Source organism: Alcanivorax sp. HI0007, from assembly GCF_001635525.1.
Classification (GTDB): Bacteria; Pseudomonadota; Gammaproteobacteria; order Pseudomonadales; family Alcanivoracaceae; genus Alcanivorax.
The window spans coordinates 15,045-34,403 of record NZ_LWEJ01000074.1 but is presented as its reverse complement, the minus strand read 5'-3'; the positions used below and the strand labels follow the sequence as shown (position 1 = coordinate 34,403).

The 19,359-nt window shown below is 60.1% G+C and carries 18 protein-coding genes; 9 read left to right on the top strand and 9 right to left on the bottom strand.

Features of this window, described 5'->3' with window-relative positions:
* Window positions 1-11 precede the first annotated feature (11 nt).
* Entirely contained in the window at window positions 12-950 is a 939-nt protein-coding gene (locus A3714_RS03645) for a hypothetical protein (protein ID WP_063509607.1), read from the top strand.
* A gap of 1 nt (window position 951) precedes the next feature.
* Window positions 952-1,374, top strand: coding sequence for a MerR family transcriptional regulator (locus A3714_RS03640; protein ID WP_063509606.1), 423 nt, complete (start codon window positions 952-954; stop codon window positions 1,372-1,374).
* 1 nt (window position 1,375) lies between these two features.
* Here A3714_RS03640 and A3714_RS03635 read toward each other — a convergent pair whose 3' ends face one another.
* Window positions 1,376-3,268: a sodium:proton antiporter gene (locus A3714_RS03635; RefSeq protein ID WP_063509605.1), complete on the bottom strand. Its 1,893-nt coding sequence runs from the start codon at window positions 3,266-3,268 to the stop codon at window positions 1,376-1,378.
* Between the two features lie 317 nt (window positions 3,269-3,585).
* Between A3714_RS03635 and A3714_RS03630 the strand changes: the two genes are divergently transcribed.
* Window positions 3,586-4,785: a multidrug effflux MFS transporter gene (locus A3714_RS03630; RefSeq protein ID WP_063525867.1), complete on the top strand. Its 1,200-nt coding sequence runs from the start codon at window positions 3,586-3,588 to the stop codon at window positions 4,783-4,785.
* Between the two features lie 32 nt (window positions 4,786-4,817).
* Here A3714_RS03630 and A3714_RS03625 read toward each other — a convergent pair whose 3' ends face one another.
* Window positions 4,818-7,235, bottom strand: a complete 2,418-nt coding sequence (locus A3714_RS03625) for an ABC transporter permease (RefSeq protein WP_063509334.1) — start codon at window positions 7,233-7,235, stop codon at window positions 4,818-4,820.
* Window positions 7,228-7,905 (bottom strand): ABC transporter ATP-binding protein, encoded by a 678-nt coding sequence (locus A3714_RS03620; protein ID WP_062816035.1) that lies wholly within the window; start codon window positions 7,903-7,905, stop codon window positions 7,228-7,230. Before A3714_RS03620 ends, A3714_RS03625 begins: the two co-directional genes overlap by 8 nt.
* Here A3714_RS03620 and A3714_RS03615 point away from each other — a divergent pair.
* Both A3714_RS03615 and A3714_RS03610 read left to right on the top strand, forming a co-directional pair.
* Window positions 7,904-8,539: an arylesterase gene (locus tag A3714_RS03615; RefSeq protein ID WP_063509330.1), complete on the top strand. Its 636-nt coding sequence runs from the start codon at window positions 7,904-7,906 to the stop codon at window positions 8,537-8,539. The two genes, A3714_RS03620 and A3714_RS03615, sit on opposite strands and share 2 nt — an antisense overlap.
* Entirely contained in the window at window positions 8,532-9,146 is a 615-nt protein-coding gene (locus A3714_RS03610; RefSeq protein ID WP_063509329.1) for a DUF924 family protein, read from the top strand. The genes A3714_RS03615 and A3714_RS03610 overlap by 8 nt, the downstream gene beginning before the upstream one ends.
* Window positions 9,147-9,214: 68 nt before the next feature.
* Here A3714_RS03610 and A3714_RS03605 read toward each other — a convergent pair whose 3' ends face one another.
* From A3714_RS03605 to A3714_RS03580, 6 genes are all read right to left on the bottom strand, one after another.
* Window positions 9,215-9,697, bottom strand: a complete 483-nt coding sequence (locus A3714_RS03605) for a DUF4442 domain-containing protein (protein ID WP_063509328.1) — start codon at window positions 9,695-9,697, stop codon at window positions 9,215-9,217.
* Complete coding sequence (locus tag A3714_RS03600) at window positions 9,690-12,254, bottom strand: DUF349 domain-containing protein (RefSeq protein WP_063509327.1); 2,565 nt, start codon at window positions 12,252-12,254, stop codon at window positions 9,690-9,692. The genes A3714_RS03605 and A3714_RS03600 overlap by 8 nt, the downstream gene beginning before the upstream one ends.
* A gap of 63 nt (window positions 12,255-12,317) precedes the next feature.
* Window positions 12,318-13,208, bottom strand: coding sequence for an acyltransferase (locus tag A3714_RS03595; protein WP_063509326.1), 891 nt, complete (start codon window positions 13,206-13,208; stop codon window positions 12,318-12,320).
* 169 nt (window positions 13,209-13,377) lie between these two features.
* Window positions 13,378-14,040 carry a TIGR04211 family SH3 domain-containing protein gene (locus A3714_RS03590; protein ID WP_063509333.1) on the bottom strand — a complete coding sequence of 221 codons (663 nt, stop codon included), beginning with the start codon at window positions 14,038-14,040 and terminating at the stop codon, window positions 13,378-13,380.
* Between the two features lie 132 nt (window positions 14,041-14,172).
* Complete coding sequence (locus A3714_RS03585; protein ID WP_062816029.1) at window positions 14,173-14,472, bottom strand: YciI family protein; 300 nt, start codon at window positions 14,470-14,472, stop codon at window positions 14,173-14,175.
* A 23-nt stretch (window positions 14,473-14,495) separates the two neighbouring features.
* On the bottom strand, window positions 14,496-15,230 hold the full coding sequence (locus tag A3714_RS03580; RefSeq protein WP_062816028.1) for a VC0807 family protein: 735 nt from the start codon (window positions 15,228-15,230) through the stop codon (window positions 14,496-14,498).
* Between the two features lie 193 nt (window positions 15,231-15,423).
* Between A3714_RS03580 and A3714_RS03575 the strand changes: the two genes are divergently transcribed.
* The 4 genes from A3714_RS03575 to A3714_RS03560 all read left to right on the top strand — a co-directional run bounded on the left by A3714_RS03575 (window position 15,424) and on the right by A3714_RS03560 (window position 19,357).
* On the top strand, window positions 15,424-16,245 hold the full coding sequence (locus A3714_RS03575) for a PHP domain-containing protein (RefSeq protein ID WP_255361690.1): 822 nt from the start codon (window positions 15,424-15,426) through the stop codon (window positions 16,243-16,245).
* 152 nt (window positions 16,246-16,397) lie between these two features.
* A complete protein-coding gene (locus A3714_RS03570) occupies window positions 16,398-17,021 on the top strand; it encodes an L-threonylcarbamoyladenylate synthase (protein WP_063509324.1) in 624 nt (207 codons plus the stop codon).
* 154 nt (window positions 17,022-17,175) lie between these two features.
* A complete protein-coding gene (locus A3714_RS03565; protein WP_082810788.1) occupies window positions 17,176-18,390 on the top strand; it encodes a tryptophan--tRNA ligase in 1,215 nt (404 codons plus the stop codon).
* A gap of 28 nt (window positions 18,391-18,418) precedes the next feature.
* Window positions 18,419-19,357, top strand: coding sequence for a ScpA family protein (locus tag A3714_RS03560; protein ID WP_063508167.1), 939 nt, complete (start codon window positions 18,419-18,421; stop codon window positions 19,355-19,357).
* Window positions 19,358-19,359: the final 2 nt, after the last annotated feature.

Sequence of the window (19,359 nt, the reverse complement as noted above, 5' to 3'; positions counted from 1 at the left end):
TGAGGTTTTCCATGGTTTTCCGATTCCGGGCCGCACTGTTGCTTTTCTGCCTCGCATCCTCTGCGGCTGCTGGCAGCGCCACCCTGCAGGCGTTAAGGGCGGACCTGGGCAGCGGATCGCTGAAGCCGGTACTGGCCCGCCAGGCGCTGGTATCCATTCCCGACAAGCTGCTGGCCCGCTGGGTGCAGGACGTCCCCATCGAACAGTTTGCCATCACCGGATTCAATCAAAACCGGGCGCGTTTTGCCGCCCGCGTCAGGCTGCATTTCGTTGACGGCAGGGTGGGGTTTTTACGGTTGGAGGGTGAGCCCGGGCCAGACTACCGGTTGACCGGATGGTATGACTACAGCAGCGGCCTCGAGCTGAGTGAGCTGATTGCCTACAGTGATCAATTCAACCGCGGACAGGGCAAGGCGTTTCTGACCATGCTGCACAAGCGCCCTGATGCTCCGGAACTGGCCAACCTGGCCGCGGACCATCCCGTGCTGCAGGCGTTATGGCTCGCACAATGCAGCGGCAAACCCTGTGAGGAGCAGGCCCTGGCGGCCCAGGCCGTCACAGACAAGCCGGCCCTGTGGCAGCTCGAGAAGGCTCTGGACGCTGATCTCGAGGATTACCGTAAAATCAGCCAGACGCTTCATGGTGCCCTCGGCGATGATCCCTATCTATGGTGGTTGGAAGGGCAGCAGGCGTTGCTTCAGCAGCGATGTGAATGGGTGCAGGCAGACCTGGCACGGGCCTGGCAACGGCACACGGAACATCGCTTGCTGGCCGACGTGGCGCTGCAATGTTATCTGGCGACAGGGCCGGGCGGGACGGAGTTTCTCGACCAGCTTTCCGCTGCTTTGGGGGCTGACACCCTGTCCGCCGCCATCCGCAATTATTACCAGCAGCAGGGCACCCCGGTACCCACTCTTTACCAACCCTGGACTGTGCCGGGAGACTATTGATATGCGTGTTTCCGATCTGGCCCGCAAGACGGGAACCACCACCGAAACGGTGCGGCATTACACCGACATTGGTTTGCTGCAACCGGTCAGGGACCCGAATAACGGTTATCGCCGTTACGGAAATACGGATCTACGGCTGCTGCGGTTTGCCCTGAAGGCGCGCTCCCTGGGGTTTACGCTTGCGGATATCCAGTCTCTGGCAGAGGCATCTCGGCATGGAGAGACCCCTTGCGGTCAGGTGCGTACGCTGATTGAAACCCGCTTGCAGCAGGTGGAGGATCGTATTGCCGAGTTGCAATCACTTAGCCAGAGAATGCGTACCGCCATGGCCGAATGGCAAACCGTCCCCGACCAGCGTCTTGACGATGGTCGGGTTTGCGGCCTGATTGACACCTTTACGGATGATGCCGGGGAAACCGGCTAGATCAGTCTTTCTTGGCGGCCTTGTCGGTACCTTTCTGTTTGTCTGCGGCCACTTTTTCCGCAGCCGCTTCTGCGCGGGCTTCAGTACGGGCCTCTTCCTTGGCGGCATCTTCCTTCACCAGACCCAGTACATGCCAGCCCGCCTTCGGTGCCGGCTGGCTTTCCTCGCTGAAGACATAGATGCGATCACGGGTGTCGATGGCAAACAGCGGCCATACCCGGCGGTGAGGGGTCTGCAGGTAGGTGTTGAAGTCGAATTCCTCTGTGAGCCGGGTCTTGCGGATTTCCGCACCCTGACTCAACAGGCTGGCCAGGCGGGCATAGGTCATTTCCGCACCAAATAACGTGGCGCCCCGGTGTTCAGGGGCCACTTCGTGTTTCACTTCCTTGTCGCTGCGTTGGGTCGGCAGGCTGAAGATGTTGGGCTCTCCGAATTCCAGGCGATAGCGCATGGTGGCCATGGTGTTGAGCTCTCGCCGTGGGCTCAGGCCCAGCAGTTTTCCGTAACCCACCAGGTCCATGTATTGGTCTGCATGCTGGGAGACCGGATTACCATAGAAGGTGCTCAGGCCTTCCATGCGCGCCAGGCGGATGGACTCCCAGCTGGAATCGGTAACCATCACCGGGAACTGGTTTTTCTGCAGGGAAGAACCAATGGCCCGGGCCACCGGGTTGGCTCCCACAATCAGGAAACCTCGCGGAGCCGGCTCGGCAACTTTCAGTAACCGCGCCAGCGGCCGGGCGGTCAGGCTTTGCAGGGCCACCGTGCCAATGATGACCATAAATGTGAGGGGCACCAGCATTTCCGCACCGGCCACGCCGTTTTGCAGCAAGCGTTCGGCAAACAGGGCGGAGATAGCCGCAGCAACAATGCCGCGGGGTGCAATCCAGGCAAGCAGTGACTTCTCCCGCCAGTTCAGATTGGAGCCAAGGGTTGCCACCAGCACCGAGGCAGGGCGGGCCACCAGCTGGATAATTGCCAGCAGCACCAGTGCCATCAGCCCAAGCTGCTGCAGCTCCTGCATTTCCAGTCGCGCGGCCAGCACAATAAACAGGCCGGAAATCAGAATGACCGACAGGTTTTCCTTGAAGTGAAGGATGTCGTTGGTCCGCACTCCCTTCAGGTTGGCCAGCACGATGCCGGTGGCGGTGACGGCCACCAGGCCGGATTCCTCACTGAGTGCGTTGGCAAGCACGAATTCGCCGATCACCAGAGACAGCACCAGAAAGCTGCGCAGATATTCCGGCACCAGATGCCGACGCAGCAGCGCCGCCAGTGCCATGGCAACCACAACCCCGATGGCGGTGCCCACGGTAATGGTCTGGATAAACAGCCACAGGGTGTGGAGCAGGGCGCCTTCCTGGCCGCTGGCCACCACCAGCTCATAGGCCAGTACGGCAAAAATGGCGCCCAGCGGGTCAATTACGATGCCTTCCCAGCGCAGCAGCCGGGCCACGCTGCTCACCGGGCGTACGCTGCGCAACAACGGCACGATCACGGTAGGCCCGGTGACCACTACGAGAGCGCCGAACAGCAGGGCCAGGTCAAAAGACAGCTTCAATAACCACCAGGCAGAAATGGCCACAATGGACCAGGTCACCAGTGCCCCCCAGGTAACCAGGCGACGCACCGTTTTCTCGAGGCCGCGGATTTCGTCGAAGCGCAGGGTCATGGCCCCTTCGAAGAGAATGATGGAAACCGCCAGCGACACGCCGGGAAGAAGCAAATCGCCCAGCAGCTCCTTGGGCTCCAACACGCCAGTGAGTGGCCCCAGAGCCAGACCGGTCAACAACAACGGGAGAATGGCAGGGAGCTTGATGCGCCAGGAAACCCACTGGCAGAGGAAGGCCACTACGGTAATGATGGCCAATTGGTAAGCGATCTCTAAATCCATGCAGTTTCCGTTTGGTAATGACGGCAGGTTGGGCGGGCAGCGTTATTAATGGGGCCGATGGCAGCATGCAGTGGCAAACAATCTGCGGGGCATCTGCGCCGGTCCGTTGGTTGTATTGTCATCACTGGCATCCATCGCGGTTTTTCGCCCCAACGGTGAGACTCGTGCCAGGCCCACCAAAGCGGCTAATGGTCACAGGACATCCCGGTGGCCGCAACCCGTTTTTCATAAGCATACTTGAATCAGGTTCAGAAAATCACTGAACCTGGCGTTGACATGCGTTACCATCGCGCTCTTACTGCCTGACTGGACATTGCATGCAAGCCCGAATTTCCCCGCGCCGACTGGCGCTTCTGCTCGGCACCCTGGTTGCCCTGGGGCCGCTGGCCATTGACACCTATCTTCCTGCTTTACTCGCCATGTCCGAACATTTCGCCGTGCCGATCCATGATGTGGAGATTTCGGTGAGTGTTTATGTGCTGGGCGTGGCGCTGGGCCAGTGGCTAGGCGGGCCCTTGTCGGATCACTTCGGGCGAAAGCCGGTGGCCTACGCAGGTTTGCTGTTGTTTATCAGCTCCAGCCTGATGATTCCGTTCAGTGCGGATATTCAGGCGCTGTATGTCCTGCGCTTTCTGCAGGCGGTGGGCGGCGGCGCCTCGGTGGTGATTGCTGCCGCGTCGGTGCGGGACCATTTTACCGGCCAGCAGGCCGCCAGTGTGCTGACCAGTATCGGCCTGGTGATGTTGATTGCCCCCCTGGTGGCCCCGGCAGTGGGCGTGGCGTTACTCAATCTGGCGGGATGGCAGAGCATTTTCTTCATGCTGGCAGGCTACGGGGCACTGCTGATGCTGCTGGTGCGTTTCCCCCTGCCTACGGTGCCGCCCAGTCAGGACAGTGAAACCCTGTGGCATCGGTTGTTTCATGCCTATGGGCGGGTGCTGCGCAATCGCCCGGCCATGGGATTCATTCTGGCCAATGGGCTGGCATTTTCCGCCCTGTTCGTCTTCATTACCGATGCGGCCTTTTTGTACATGGATTTTTTCGGTATCAGCCCGGAGCAGTTTCCACTCTTTTTCGGCGCCAATGTGGTGACCATGCTGGGTCTGAACCGCTTGAATGTGATCCTGCTGCGCCGTTATGCCAGCGCCGACATCATGCGTGCGGGTTTGATCCTGCAAGCGTTGGCGGGAGTGGCCCTGTTGGTGCTGACGCTGACAGACACTCTGGTGCTGTGGGCCGTGGTGCCATTGATCATGGTGACCGCGGGCATGGTGGCTTTGGTGATTCCCAACGGTATTGCCAGTTTTCTGAGCCTGTTCGATCGCGATAGCGGGGCGGCGACCGGCCTCAACGGCACCCTGCAATTCCTGTTGGCTGGCCTGATCGGCACCGTACTGGGTGCCTGGCATGATGGCACCCCGGTCCCCATGACCATGCTGATGGCCGGCAGTAGCATCACCGCGCTCATCGTTTTCCTCTGGCTGAGGAAGGGGGCGGAGTACCCAGCCTCCCCCTAGCATTGCGGCCCCCCTGTGCAGGGGGAATGCAGTCAGGCTTTTCCTCCACGGGGGGCGGGCTGCAGTGGTGGCGCGATCTGCGCCGCCAGCACCAGTACCAGGGTGACAGCCCAGGGCAGCAGCAACCAGAGACTCAGCGGCAACTGCCCATCAAACAACCTCTGCCCCAGAGGAAACAGTGAGGCAAAGTGAATCAGATTGGCCAACAACGCGGCCCCGCCGATCAGGAACAGGGCCTGCAGAGCCGCGGTGCGACGCAATAGACGCTGACGGGCACCGATGACGATCAGCAGATGGTTGTCCTTACGCATCTGATCGGCACTGGCCAGCAATGCCGCCGCCAGCACCAGCAGGGCGGCCAGCATCAACAGCAGACCGACGAAGAACGCGGCTCGACTGGCCTGAGTCACAATCTCTTGCAGCGTGGCCAGGATCGCATTCACATCCAGCAAACTGATCTGGGGAAATTGTTGCACCAGACTGCCAAGGGCGTTGCTCTTCTCCGGTGGCAGATAAAAACTGGTGATCCAGGTGCGGCTTTGGGCCTCCAGGGTGCCGGGGGCAAACATGAAGTAGAAGTTGGGGGCAAAACTCTCCCAGTCCACGTCTCGCAAGCCCACCACTTCCGCCTTGATGGGGGTGGCAGCACCGGTAAAGGTCAGCCGGTCGCCCACCTTCAGTCCCAGGGATTCGGCCAGCTTGCTTTCCACTGTGACCTCGCCGGGCCTGTCGGCCCAGCGACCTTCCTGCATGAGGTTACTGTCGGGCAAGGTGTCTGCTTCGGTCAGTGACAGGTCCCGATTCAATGCTCGCTCGCCCCGGTCCTGCTCCTTGGTCACCGCCTCACGAACCGGTTCGCCATTAACCGCCGTCAACCGGGCACGTACCACCGGGTAGAGGGGCTGGCTGTCGCTGTTATGTGCCGCCAGCCAGTCTTTGAACGGGGCCAGATCCTGATCGAACAGGTTGATGACAAAATAGTTGGGGGCGTTCTCGGGCAGAGTGGATCGCCAGTCACTCAACAGCTGCCGACCGGTCTGTATGGACATGGCTAACACGGCCAGTGATACCACCAGGGCGGCAAGCAGGGGCAGGGTGGTGGTCTTCCGTCGACTCAGCCGACGCAAGGCAAGGCGGGCAGCCAGTGGCATCTTGCCGCTGGCACGATCCAGCAGGGACACCAGCGGCCAGAGCAGCAATGGCAGTCCCACTGCGATGGCGAAGGTCAGCAACAGCAGGGGCCACAACGCGCTCAGTGAACCGCTCATCATGGCCGCAATCGGAACCGGAGTGAGCAGCGCAATCAACAGGGTCCAGCGCTGGCGGCCAGGCGCGTTTTCCCGTTGTTGCAGCAGGGCGGTGGCCGGCAACCCCAGATGCGCCCACAGGGTGGGGGCGGCAAATCCCAGCCACAGCAGTACCGGGCCGATGATACCCAGCAGCGGCGCCATGACGGGGAACGCCATATTGCCGCCCATCAGGGCGATCAGGTAAAGCCCGGTGGCAGCGGCCAGGGCAATGCCGACCAGGGCCGGGATCAACAATGCCAGGGCATCCCCGCCCAACAAACGGCGTACGATGGCGCCCTGGCTGGCACCCACGGTTTTCATCACCGCGCAGAGAGTTTGCTGGTGTCGCGCCCGGTGGCTGGAGGTCAGGTAAATGGCTGCCGCGCAAAGCAATACCACCAGCATCACCGCCAGTTGCGACCACAGGAAAAGCTGTTCCACCGGACCCCGGCTGCGCAGGTCGGTATTGGCCACGGTTTCCAGTTCCTGGTCCGGGCGCAGTGCCGGGGTCAGACGATCCTCCAGCTGCTGACGAGTGGCATCATTCGCCGCCACCAGCAGGTTGTGTCGGTAGCGGCTGCCTTCACCCAGTACGCCTGCATCCTGCAGATCATCAAGATGGATCAGGGCGCGGGGGTTCATGCTGTAGAAGCCCGCCTGCTGGTCCGGTTCCTGGACAATCACCTTGTCGATCAACAGGCTGCGCTCGCCCAGGGTGATAAACTCCCCGGTCTGCATGCCCAGACGGTCCAGTCCGGTGCCGGCGATCCAGACATGGCCGGGTTTCGGGCCGTGGCTCACCGGATACGGGTCAGCGAATCGGCTGTCACTGATGCGGATTTCCCCATACAAGGGGAAGCCAGCGGAAACCGCACGGATGCTGGCCAGCAAAAAACGCTCGTCATGGATCAGCACGCTGGAAAACGTCACGCTCTCGGCCTGCCGGGTGCCTTCCGCGTCGGCCAGCCATTGCCGTTGTTCCGGTTTCGGAAAACGACTGCCTTCCAGGATCAGGTCCGCCCCCAGGGCAACGGCGGTTCGCTGATTGAATCGTTGGTCCACGGTGTCGCGCAGGATCAGCATGGCGGTCATGGCAAAGGCTGCCACCAGCACGGCCAGTGCCTGCACGCGGAATGCGGGGGAACGCCAGGGTTTAAACACCAAGACGGCCCTCCACCAGCGACATGGCTCGACTGCAACGGCGAGCCAGGGTCTGGTCGTGGGTGACCAGCACCAGGGCGGTGCCCTGTTCCCGGTTCAGAGAAAACAGCAGGTCTGCCACGTGCTCGCCGTTGGCATAATCCAGGCTTCCCGTGGGTTCATCGGCAAACAGTAAAGAAGGGGCGACCGCGAAGGCTCGGGCCAGGGCCACTCGCTGCTGCTCACCGCCTGACAGTTGGGCGGGGAAGTGGTGGCAACGCTTGCCCAGCCCCACCTGGCCCAGCCAGTGTCGGGCGGTGTCGCGGGCCTTGTCACGGCCAAGAATTTCCAGCGGCAGCATCACATTCTCCTGGGCGGTAAGATCCGCTACCAACTGGAAATGCTGAAAGACAAAGCCGCAATGCTCGCCGCGCAGCCGTGCACGTTGATCTTCACTGCCACTGCTGAAGGGGGTGTCTCCCAGCAACACCTCGCCACTGGTGGGCACATCCAGACCTGCCAACAGGGAAAGCAATGTGGACTTGCCGGAACCTGACGGCCCGGTGATGGCCAGACTATCACCGGCATTCACCGTCAGCGTGATATCCTGCAACAGGTCCAGTCCGCCCTCTGGTCCCTGGACACGTTTGCCAAGGTTTCGGGCGCTCAATACGGGAGACTTTGTATTCATGATTCGGCTTCTTGTAGTGACAGTTCTGGCAATGGCGTCGTTGTCTGTGCAGGCCGGTGGCTTGCTGGTGCTTGGCGATAGTATCAGCGCGGCCTACGGGATTGAAAAATCCGCCGGCTGGGTCGCCCTGTTGGAGAAAGAACTGGAACAGCGCTGCCGTGATTTCCCCGTGATCAATGCCTCGGTCAGTGGAGAAACCACCGCCGGTGGCAATAGTCGCCTTGAGGCCCTGCTGGACACGCATTCGCCAGACATCGTGATCATTGAGCTTGGCGGTAATGATGGACTGCGCGGCCTGTCCCCGGTGGCCATGGCGAACAATCTGACACAGATGATCGAGAAAAGCCGTGCGGCCAATGCGACGCCTGTGCTGCTGGGCATGCGGATTCCCCCCAATTACGGGCAACAGTATACCCGCCTGTTCGAACAACAGTTCCGTCAGGTATCCGACGACAAACAGGTGCCTTTGTTCCCGTTTTTCCTTGAGGGCGTGGTAGAACAGGGCTGGTTGCAGAAAGACGGAATTCATCCCACCGAAGAGGCGCAGCCATTGTTGAAGCGCCATGCGATTTCCGTGCTTGAACCGGTGTTGCCCGCACAGTGCGGCAATGGCAAAGGGGACGAGGATGTTTGAGCTGACGCCCCCCTGGCAGGAGGTACTGGATTACTGGTTTGAGGATGGCCTGAGCCAGGATTGGCCGGCGTCATCGGTGACCCGGAAATGGTTTCGGGCCAGCGCCGGAGATGATGCGGAAATAGACCATCGTTTCGGCGCCTATGTGGAAGCTGGCCTTCAGCAGGAGCTGGTGGACTGGGAACGTCAGCCGCTGTCACGTCTGGCCTTGATCCTGGTGCTGGATCAGTTTCCCCGCCATATCTACCGGGGCCAGCGCAGGGCGTTTGCGGGCGATCATCGGGCCGCCACACTGGCCGTGGAAGGGGTCTCCAGGCAGATGCACAGCAAGCTGCCCCTGTGCGCCCAGGTGTTTTTCCTGATGCCGCTCATGCATGCCGAAGACGAGGATTTGCAGGATCTCTGCCTGACAAGCATGACCGCATTGCTGGAACGATCACCGGATTTTTGTCGCCAGTCGATACAAGACAGTGTTAACGCGGCAAGGCAGCACCGGGAGTTGATTCGTCGTTTTGGCCGTTTCCCCCATCGTAATGAGGCTCTGGACCGGGAAAGTACAGCGGAAGAGCAGGCCTATCTGGAAAAGTCGGGGCGTTTTGGGCAGTAGCGGCGGCTGGCCGGCGTTTTACGGCAACCCCGATGGAGGAGCCTGGGAAGCGGGACCGGTTGATGTCTTCAGTGCCGGGATTTTCTGCGGATATAAAGCGTTTTGTTGATGGTGGCCACCGTCTCACCCTGATCGTTGACGATGGTCACCGGCCAGCAGGGCAGGTACTTGCTGCCATCCGCCGTCGCTTGGCGGATATCATCCAGCATGGCATCCGTGAGCTGGAAGTGCGCATGGACCCGTCCTGTGCCCGGTTTGATGAAATCAATCTCTGCGGCCTTGTCCCAGACGATATAGTCGCGACCCAGCACGTTCATCACCATGAGCATGTAGAACGGGTCCACCATAGAATAAAGACTGCCGCCAAAATGGGTGCCCACGTAGTTGCGGTTGTACCAGCGCAACCCCATGGACACCTTCAATTCGCGGAAATCCTCAGCCAGATAATCCACCCGCACTCCAGCTCCGAGATACGGGCCGTACAAGTTGAGAAACCAGCGTATTCCTCTGGGGGTGCTGGCGAATCGGGTGAGGAAGTTGGCCTTACTCACTGCCGGGCTCCAGAACAGCCAGCGCCTGCAGAAGGCGGTTACGTACTGCGGTAGAAACGGCCTGGTCGTGGGCGTCCAGCAGGCGGCCCATCTCCTCCAGGGCGGCAAACTCCTGCTGCTTCATGGCTGACGGCAATTTCTCCAGTTGCCATTGCAGGCGTCGCTGGCGTTCAGCTTCCGGGCTGGGTACCCCGGCCAGTGCTTCGAAGGCCACCGCCAGTGTGAGGGCGGTTTCGTCACTCTCATTGGTGTCGGCAAGGCTCTCTACCTTCTCTTGCAGTGCCTGCCAGTGTTTCCATTCAGAGAGACGATCGAGTCTTTCCCGGGCGCGGCGTCGAAGTTGCTGGGCCTGGCGATTCAGTGATTGGGGCAGGGCAGCGCTGTGGAATTGCTCAACAGCGCGTAGTGCGTCCTTCAGGTCGTCGGCGCCATCTGTTGAAAAAGGGGCATCCAGGCTGTTTTGCAGGCGCTCAACGGCACTCTGTGCCTCCTGCGAACGGGCCTCCTGTTCTGCCTTGCGCTCGGCGTGCTGACGATTGCGCTCCGCAAACAGGCCATCCATGATTTTCTTGAACTGCTTTTGCCCGGCACGGTGCTGAGCCGGTGGCAGCCATGGCGTGTCTCGCCATTGTTTCTGCAGTTGCTGGGCCTGGCGGGTAGCTTCACCCACATCGGCCTGCTCGGTCAGCGCTGCCGCTTGGTCGATCAGGGTTTGCCGGGCCGCTTCCGCCTGTTCCACATAGTCTTTCAACTTGTCATCCAGGTCAGAAAGGATGGCGGAGAAGCGTTTCTGCACCTCCCGGGCATCGGTGAACCGCACCGGCTGGATGGCCTTCCAATCCTTCGGTGCCTGTTGGCGGATTTGCCAGATGCCTTGCCAGTCTGCCCGGCTCCAGTCCTGGGCACTGATAAAACCTTCCAGCTGTTCGCAAAGCTGGCGGCGCTTTTCCAGATTCTGCTGGCGCAGTGCGTCCTGTTCGGCGAAATGGGCCTTGCAGGGCTCATAGGCACGATCGGAGGCGGCCTTGAACCGGTCCCAGAGGGCCTGATCCTCATCCTGATCAGAACTCATCAGGGCCCGCCATTCGTCATGAAGCGCCTGGATGGCCGATGCCAGTTGCGGGGCATCCATGGCGCTGTCGGCAAGGGCTTCCATGGATTCACACAGCGAGACTTTCTTGGGCTCAGCAGCAAACCGGTGCCAGTCCTGCAGTTCGGCGCGTCGGGATTCCAGCTTCTTCAGCTGGTTGGCCAGCGCCGGATCATCGCCTTCCTCGACAATGGCCTGGGCCTTGTGCCAGAGCCGGTTGGCGTGGCGCAAATTGCCTTCACGGAGTTCCCGTTTCAGGGCAACCAGCAGCCCTTGATGGGGGCTGGGCGCCGGCCGGCCGGGAGCGGAAGCGGGCTTCTCTTCGCGGGATTCTGTTGCCAGTGCACTCAGCAAGGGCGGCTTGGGATATCCCGTCGGCCACTGTTCTGCCAGGCTGCGCAGGCGAGCGGGATCATCTCGGGCGTCGAGAATCTCCGTAGCCAGGCTCAACATGCGCTCGAAAGCGCTCACCAGGTCGTCGAAGGCCTGCCGGTCATTGTCAGGCGCTGGCGCTTGCTCATTGGCGCTGTCCCAGCGCCGTTTCTGGGTGGCCAGGGCAGAGCGCAATTCGCCGAGTTGGGCTTCCCAGGCTTGCGGTTCGCTGTGGCTGAGGAGTTGATACAGGTTGTGAGCGGCGGCCTCGCGCTCCGCACGGGCGGTATCTGCCAATGCCTGGCGATGGGTTTCTTCCTGCAGGGTCGCCAGTTGATGCCGGCAGTGTTGCAAGGCCTGTTGCACTCGCTCGGCCAGGTCCGGTGTCGCCCTGTTACGGCTTTCCTGCCACTGTTGCTCCAATTGTTCCAGGCGCGGGCCATACAGCGCATCCACTGAACGGCGGGCATGTTGTTCCAGTCGATCGGCCAGTTGCACCACCCGTGCGGATTCGGCTTCTTCCAGCTGGATTTTTTCCTGCAACGCCCTGGCTTGTTCCCTGGCCAGCCGGGTCACGCGTTTATCGCGGCCTTCGCGGCTCAGACGCTTGAGCAGGGACAGGCTGCGCAGTTGCTGGGCAGCCTCCAGACGCAGGGTTTCTGTCTTGCTCTCCAGCGCCAGTTCGAACAGCAGGCTGTCATCGTCCAGGCGCTCGATGGCGGCCTGTTGGCACATTTCGTCGGGGCTGTTGCGGGCAATATAGGCCAGAGCGTCCCGGTTGCCGGTGAGGCGGATCAATCGCAACCGGGTTTCACTGTTGGGAGCGCCTTCGGCGGTGCCGGCCAGTAACGCCATGATGCGTAGTGAGGCGGCCTCGCGCACGGAGGGTTCCTCGTCACGCTGATGGATTTCATCCAGCAGGGAAAAATCGGTAATCCGGCCACTGGCAGCGGCTCGCACCAGGGAATTGGAATCCCCCCGGGCGAGGCGGGCCAGGGTGGCCTCGTCATCGCTGGGGGAAAGTTGCTCGACGGCCTTCAGCCGTATATCGGGATTGGCGTGCTGCCAGCGTGGTTTCAGAAATCGGCCAAACATAATGTCTCGCCCGGGTGCTTCCCGGGTCCCTGTTTTTTGTGGGCCGATATGCCGAACTCTGGCTTATCGGTCCATTTTCGAAGTCAGTAAGGCATCCTTTTCCGCCCAGAGCTCGCCAATCCATTGCTGGAATCGGGCGCGGAATTCCGGGTCCGATTCATAGTCGCCTTCCGAGGCCCAGGCAGGAATAACACGCTGTTGAACGATCACGTCGATGTCGTTCATGGCGCCGCCGAGAAAAGCCAGTAGAGAGCGAGGAGCCTCCGGGGGGTAAATAATGGTCACATCAAGCAAATTTCGCAAATGTCCTGACATGGCATTGAGGGTAAAGGCGGCGCCGCCGGCCTTGGGTTTGAGCAGGTGTTTATAGGGGGATTGTTGCTTGGCATGTTTTTCCGCGTCGAAGCGGGTGCCTTCAAAAAAGTTCATCACCGAGGTGGGAAAGTAGGCAAATTTCTCGCAGGCCTTGCGGGTGGTTTCCAGGTCCTTGCCCTTCAGCGACGGGTTCTTTTCAATTTCCGCCTTGCTGAAGCGCTTCATAAAGGGGAAGTCCAGCGCCCACCAGGCCAGTCCCAGCAGGGGGACCTTGATCAGTTCCTGCTTGAGGAAAAACTTCAGGAACGGAATACGGCGGTTGGAAATGCGCTGCAGCACGAGAATATCGGCCCAGGACTGGTGGTTGCAGGTGACCAGGTACCATTGATCCCGGTCCAGGCTCTCCATGCCAGTGATGTTCCATTTCACCTGACTGGTCAGGCCGATAATGGCGTTATTGATGCCGATCCAGGTTTCGGCGATGAACACCAGGATTCTAGACAACACCACCTGGGCTTTTTCCCCGCGCAGGACCAGGCGCAGCAGGGCAAAAAAGTAAAGCGGCAGGCAGAGAAGCAGGGTGTTGACCAGGATGCCCAGCAGGGCCAGTGCGCCACGAATCTTGTGCCAGAGAGTCATAACTGTCGTCATCAATATCAGGGTAAACACGCATGCTACCCAAAGGCTGTGGGCATGTCCCGTGTCCGTTTCGGTCATTTTTGCCGAAAATACAGGGTGTTGGACCGTTTATGCATAAAAAAGGCCATGCGGGTATGGCATGGCCTTTATCAGGATTGCGGGGGCAGGGTCAGTTGGCCCAGCCACTATTGCGACGGCGCCCGGAACGGGAGCGCATGATCATGCCGGCAATCAGGCCAAGCAGCAGAATGCCGACCCCGGTGATCCATTGCTGGGAGGTATTGTTGTTGCGGAGCATCACATTCTCGCCCTTGACCTGATCCAGCTCGGATCGAAGCAGGCTCAGCTCCTCGTTGAGGCGACGGTTGGCCTGGTCCAGGCGGATCGGATCCGAGGCCACGTCCTGCAGTTGCTCCAGTTCATTACTGCGGGCGCTGAGGGCATTCTTCAGTTCGGATGACTGTTCGGAAAGGGCCTGGTGCTGACCTTTTAGCTCTGCCAGCTGGGTCCGCAGTTTGGCCGCTTCCGCCTTGGCCTGTTCGCTGGCCTGATTGGCCCGTTCCAGCAGGATCTCGGCGGTGGGGCTCTGGCTCAGGTATTGCTTGCCGATGTAGCCTTCAATGTCCTTGTAGCGGATCTTCGCCCAGTCCCCGTCAAAACCGAGAAACTCAATGCGGGTACCGCTCTTGATACCCCGGTGCAGGATTCGTCCAGCCGGGTTGGCGGATGAGCGAATGGGCACATAAATACTGTCATCCACCCAGGCAGTCGAGGCAACCGCCGTATGGCTGGCTACCATTATTGCCAGGAAACAAACCAGTCTTGCGAGCATGGGGGTCATTACTCCTTCGTATCAGGCCGCGCAGTCTAAAGAAGTCATCAGGGTTGCGGCGCTACCATAATCACATTTCGCGCTGTGGGCCGTGGTGTCTTTGTAAAAAATGGCAATCTGCCCGCCATCAGCTCAGGGCAGCACCTTCTTGAACGGTTTTACCGTGACGCCGGCATACACACCGGCAGCAATGTAGGGGTCCGCATCAGCCCATTGCTGGGCCGCTTCCAGGGACGGGAATTCGGCCACGACCAGCGATCCGGTAAAACCGGCGTCGCCGGGATCGTTACTGTCGATGGCCGGGTGCGGGCCGGCGAGAATAAGCCGCCCTTGTTCTTTCAGGCTTTCCAGGCGGGCCAGGTGGTCCGCCCGGGCCTGTTTGCGCAAGGGAAGGGAATTGGCCACATCCTCACTGATAATCGCGTACAGCATGGTTTCGCTCTTTCGTTTGGGGGTTAGCGGTGGTGTGCGGCCATGATCTCTTCCAGCTTCAGGCCGGTGAGTTTGCCGATGCGGCGAAACAGAAAGACCATGGCGAGGATCAGTACAATCATGGAAGGCAAGACAATAACCGGGTAACTCAGGGCTGTCATCTTGCCGAGTTCAGCGTTGAAGGCTTCGGTGCCGGGAGGGCTGGTCAGTATCAGCATGGCCAGGAAGTAATTCAGCACCGAGGACAGAAAAAACGAGGCTGCCACCATCCAGGAGGCCTGTTTCAGGGTTTGCTCGAAGGCGGACACGCTATTGTTCTCGGCCAGTCGGGACGCAATTTTCTCGGTATCGAGCACCTTGTCGTTGTAGAGGAACGTTTTCACCAATGGCCAACGCGTGCGCAGGGATACAATCGTCGCAAAACCCAGCAGGGCCGGAATGGCTGCTTCCTTGATCGCAATGTATTTGGCGTCCAGCTCCATCAGGCTGATGCCACCGGTCAGCAGAATGCTGATAATGCCGAGCCCGGAGAAAAAATTGGCCCTGCCGGTCTTGAGAAAGTCCCGCAGGCCATAGAGCAGGGGGAACGCCAATGCGACCACAATGGCCCATTTGGTGCCCAGCCAGTCGTCCCCGGAGAGTTTCGCCAGGATCAGGGCAGGAATGATGATGTTGATCAGCAGATTGGCCAGCAGGCTTTCCTGTTTCGCCGGCGCAGTGGGTTTGCGGGTCTGTTCGGGGGTATCGCTGTCGGTCATTGCTGATTCCGTTTGATCGATGGGGGCGGCCTGGCGCCGTTAAAAATGCCGGTAACGGGGACAAAAATGCTACCCTGCGCCTTGGCCCAGTGATCCGCCGGCCTTGCCGGGCCATTTGGCGGATTTGGCGTCATAGCAGAAACATCAAGAACCCTGAGAGGATCTGGCTATCTCCTGTAACCATACAATCGACTTGCACAGTCACAGCACGGCGTCCGACGGTATTCTAAGCCCTGCAGCGCTGGTGTCGAGGGCTGCAGACTACGGAGTGACCTGCCTGGCTCTGACCGACCACGATACTCTGGCAGGACTGCCGGAGGCGGATGAGGCTGCTCGCCAGCATGGCATCAGGCTGGTGAACGGGATCGAGCTGTCCGTGCGACACGAAAACCGTGAGTATCATGTGTTGGGGCTATGGCTGGATACCGATTGCGCCCAGCTGCAGGAAAGGGTGGCTGCCCAGCAGGCCGCACGGGTCAATCGTGCCCGGGAGATAGGCCGTCGTCTGGACCGGGCTGCCACGCTGGCCAATAGCTATGAACGCACCTGCGAGCTGGCAGGCACCGATGCCCCGGGTCGCCCCTTGTTTGCCCGGTTTCTGGAAGAGGCGGGCAGGGTGCGCAACCAGCGACATGCCTTTAACCGTTACCTCAAGCAGGGCCAATCCGCGTTTGTGGCAACGCCCTGGTGTTCGCTGCATGAGGCCATTGCGGATATCCATGCCGCAGGAGGCTCGGCGGTGCTGGCCCACCCGCAAGCCTATGGCATGACCCGCAAGAAACTGCGCCAGTTTCTTGCCAGCTTCAAGGAGGCCGGCGGCGATGGCCTGGAAGTCGCCATGCCGGGACTGTCCCCGCAACAGACCGCGTTGCTGGATGAGTGCTGGCAGCACTTTGATTTGCAGGTGTCCGCCGGGTCGGACTTTCACTCACCAGAGCAGAAATGGCTGGCCCTGGGGCGATTGCCGCCGGTGCCGAAGGGGGCCAGGCCGGTGTGGGAAGGGAGGCTGGCTTGAGCTAACAGTTAATAGTGAACAGTTAACAGCTAAAACAATGTGTTGCCGCTGTTTCTTAAAGTTCACTGTTAGCATTTTTGCAGGCTTTTGATGCTACTAATCTTTGGGTTTTCGCTATTCACTTTTAACTGTTCACTGTTAACTGCTTACTTATGACCGAAATCCTCTATATCCATCCTGAAACACCCCAGCCTCGCCTTATCCGGCAAGCTGTGGATGTGATTCGCAACGGCGGGCTGATCGCCTACCCGACGGATACCACCTATGCACTGGGCTGTGGCATCGGTGAAAAAAATGCTCTGGACCGACTGATCCGCCTGCGGCAGCTGGACAAGAAGCACCAGTTCACCCTGTTGTGTCATGACCTGTCCGCGCTGGCCATCTATGCCAAGGTGGAAAACCCGGATTACCGTTTGCTCAAGTCCCACACGCCGGGCCCCTATACCTTCATTCTCAAGGGCACTACCGAGGTGCCACGGCGGCTGATGGACCCGAAGAAGCGCAATATCGGTATCCGGGTGCCGGATCATCCCATCTGCCAGGCGTTGCTGGCCGAGCATGGCGAGCCGATCATGACCTCGACCTGCCATCTGCCCAATGATGAATTTCCTCTCACCGATCCCCAGGATGTCCGTGATTTCCTGCAGGGGCAGGTGGACCTGGTCATTGACGGGGGCTTCTGTGGTGTCACCGAAACCACCGTCATCTCGCTGGCCGATGGCGATGGCCCCGAAGTGGTGCGCGAAGGGGCGGGACCGGTGGACAGTATTTACTGATCTCCGCCGCGACTGGTTATCTTTTGCCCGGACTGCCGTAAAGAGCCCGCTTGCCACTGTCCCTGATGGCCCGGTTCACCGTATAATCCCGGGCTTTCCTCCGTGCCTTGCCAGTGGCAGCGCACGGACCGTCGGGTTTGTTAAGGAGTAGGCTTTGAGTTCCGTGGTTCCCTCCCAGCGAGTTGTTTCAGGCATGCGCGCCACCGGCCGTCTGCATCTGGGTCATTACCATGGCGTGCTGAAGAACTGGGCGCGTCTGCAGCACGAGTACGAGTGCTTTTTCTTCGTGGCAGACTGGCACGGACTCACCACCGAATACGAAAACCCGCACAAGATCGAACAGCACGTCTGGGATCTGGTGATCGACTGGCTGGCCGCCGGTGTGAACCCCGGTTCCGCCACCCTGTTTATCCAGAGTCAGGTACCGGAGCACGCAGAGTTGCATCTGTTGCTGTCCATGATGACACCCCTGTCCTGGCTGGAACGGGTGCCTACCTATAAAGATCAGCAGGAAAAGCTGCGCGAGAAAGACCTCAGCACCTATGGGTTTCTGGGCTATCCGCTGCTGCAATCCGCCGACATTCTGGCTTACCGGGCCGGTCAGGTACCGGTCGGTGCTGATCAGGTGGCCCATGTGGAGCTCACGCGGGAAGTGGCGCGCCGTTTCAATCACCTCTATGGCCGTGAGCCGGGCTTCGAGGAAGCCGTGGATGCCGCCATCAAGAAAATGGGCAAGAAACAGGCAAAGGTCTACCTGACACACCGTCGTCAGTACCAGGAAAAAGGCGATGAAGCCTCCCTGGAAACCGCCCGCGCCCTGGTGGAAAGCCAGCAGAATATCACCCTGGGTGACAAGGAACGGTTGATGGGCGATCTGGAGGGTGGCGGCAAGGTGATCCTGCCGGAACCCCAGGCCCTGCTGACACCGGCCTCCAAGATGCCCGGCCTGGATGGGCAGAAAATGTCCAAGTCCTACGGCAACTTCATCACCATGCGTGAGGAAGAGGCGGATATCGACAGCAAGATTCGTCGCATGCCGACCGACCCGGCCCGGGTTCGCCGTACCGACCCGGGCAACCCGGATAACTGCCCGGTATGGCAGTTCCATATGGTCTATTCCGATGACAACACCCGTCAGTGGGTGAAAGAGGGCTGCACCAGTGCCGGTATCGGTTGTCTGGACTGCAAGAAGCCGGTCATCGAAGCGGTTCAGGAAGAGCTGGAACCGATCCGCAAGCGCGCCGAAGAACACCTGCGCAACCCGGATCTGGTCCGCACCCTGGTCGCTGAAGGTTGCGAAGAAGCCCGCGAGGCTGCCCGCGCCACCCTGGAAGAAGTCCGTGCCGCCATGGGGCTCAATTACCGCTGAGGCGCAGCTGCGCACTCGGGAGAGAGACATGACTGAACCGGCAGAACCCACAGCCACACCCGTCATGAAGCCGCTGCATCCCAGCCAGGCTGAGATGCCGTTTGGCCTGATGTATGGCAAGGCCATCACCAAGCTGCCGGACGATCTGTACATTCCGCCGGATGCACTGGAAGTCTTCCTGGAAGCGTTCGAAGGCCCGCTGGATCTGCTGCTGTACCTGATCAAGCGCCAGAACCTGGACATTCTCGATATTCCCGTCTCCACCATTACCACCCAGTACATGGAATACGTGGAGCTGATGAAGGCGATGAACTTCGAGTTGGCGGCGGAATACCTGGTGATGGCCGCCATGCTCGGTGAGATCAAGTCGCGGATGCTGCTGCCCCGTCAGAAGGATGACGAGGAGGATGAAGAGCACGACCCGCGGGCTGAGTTGATTCGCCGTCTGCAGGAATACGAGCGTTTCAAGCAGGCTGCAGAAGACATTGACGAGCTGCCAAGGCTGGAAAGGGATATCTTCCCCGCCGAAGCAAAGCGCCCGGAGTTTACCCGCGAAAAGGCGCAGCCGGACGTGGATATGCGCGAGCTGCTGTTGGCCCTGAAAGAGGTGATGCACCGGGCGGATATGTTCGAGAGCCACCAGGTGTCCCGCGAGAAGCTGTCGACCCGGGAGCGAATGGCCAACGTCCTGGACAAACTCAAGGGCCGCGATTTTGTGCCTTTCGTGGAGTTGTTTAACCCGGAAGAAGGGCGCCTGGGTGTGGTGGTCACATTCCTGGCCACCCTGGAGCTGGTTAAAGGCAGCCTGATCGAGCTGGTCCAAAACGGGCCTTTTGCCCCGATACATGTGAAGGCGAAGACCCTGGTGCTGGAAGAATCCGACGTGCTGGCTCAACTGGAACTGGAAGACGAACCCGATGACGGCGTGGATGATGAAACCGATACCCATGACGGAACCAAGGGGTAAGC

What these genes read in the sequence shown, in the direction of transcription:
- A3714_RS03645 (WP_063509607.1), top strand. Translation starts at nt 12, where the DNA reads ATGGTTTTCCGATTCCGGGCCGCACTGTTGCTTTTCTGCCTCGCATCC.
- A3714_RS03640 (WP_063509606.1), top strand. Translation starts at nt 952, where the DNA reads ATGCGTGTTTCCGATCTGGCCCGCAAGACGGGAACCACCACCGAAACG.
- A3714_RS03635 (WP_063509605.1), bottom strand. Translation starts at nt 3,268, where the DNA reads ATGGATTTAGAGATCGCTTACCAATTGGCCATCATTACCGTAGTGGCC.
- A3714_RS03630 (WP_063525867.1), top strand. Translation starts at nt 3,586, where the DNA reads ATGCAAGCCCGAATTTCCCCGCGCCGACTGGCGCTTCTGCTCGGCACC.
- A3714_RS03615 (WP_063509330.1), top strand. Translation starts at nt 7,904, where the DNA reads ATGATTCGGCTTCTTGTAGTGACAGTTCTGGCAATGGCGTCGTTGTCT.
- A3714_RS03620 (WP_062816035.1), bottom strand. Translation starts at nt 7,905, where the DNA reads ATGAATACAAAGTCTCCCGTATTGAGCGCCCGAAACCTTGGCAAACGT.
- A3714_RS03610 (WP_063509329.1), top strand. Translation starts at nt 8,532, where the DNA reads ATGTTTGAGCTGACGCCCCCCTGGCAGGAGGTACTGGATTACTGGTTT.
- A3714_RS03600 (WP_063509327.1), bottom strand. Translation starts at nt 12,254, where the DNA reads ATGTTTGGCCGATTTCTGAAACCACGCTGGCAGCACGCCAATCCCGAT.
- A3714_RS03595 (WP_063509326.1), bottom strand. Translation starts at nt 13,208, where the DNA reads ATGACTCTCTGGCACAAGATTCGTGGCGCACTGGCCCTGCTGGGCATC.
- A3714_RS03590 (WP_063509333.1), bottom strand. Translation starts at nt 14,040, where the DNA reads ATGCTCGCAAGACTGGTTTGTTTCCTGGCAATAATGGTAGCCAGCCAT.
- A3714_RS03585 (WP_062816029.1), bottom strand. Translation starts at nt 14,472, where the DNA reads ATGCTGTACGCGATTATCAGTGAGGATGTGGCCAATTCCCTTCCCTTG.
- A3714_RS03580 (WP_062816028.1), bottom strand. Translation starts at nt 15,230, where the DNA reads ATGACCGACAGCGATACCCCCGAACAGACCCGCAAACCCACTGCGCCG.
- A3714_RS03570 (WP_063509324.1), top strand. Translation starts at nt 16,398, where the DNA reads ATGACCGAAATCCTCTATATCCATCCTGAAACACCCCAGCCTCGCCTT.
- A3714_RS03560 (WP_063508167.1), top strand. Translation starts at nt 18,419, where the DNA reads ATGACTGAACCGGCAGAACCCACAGCCACACCCGTCATGAAGCCGCTG.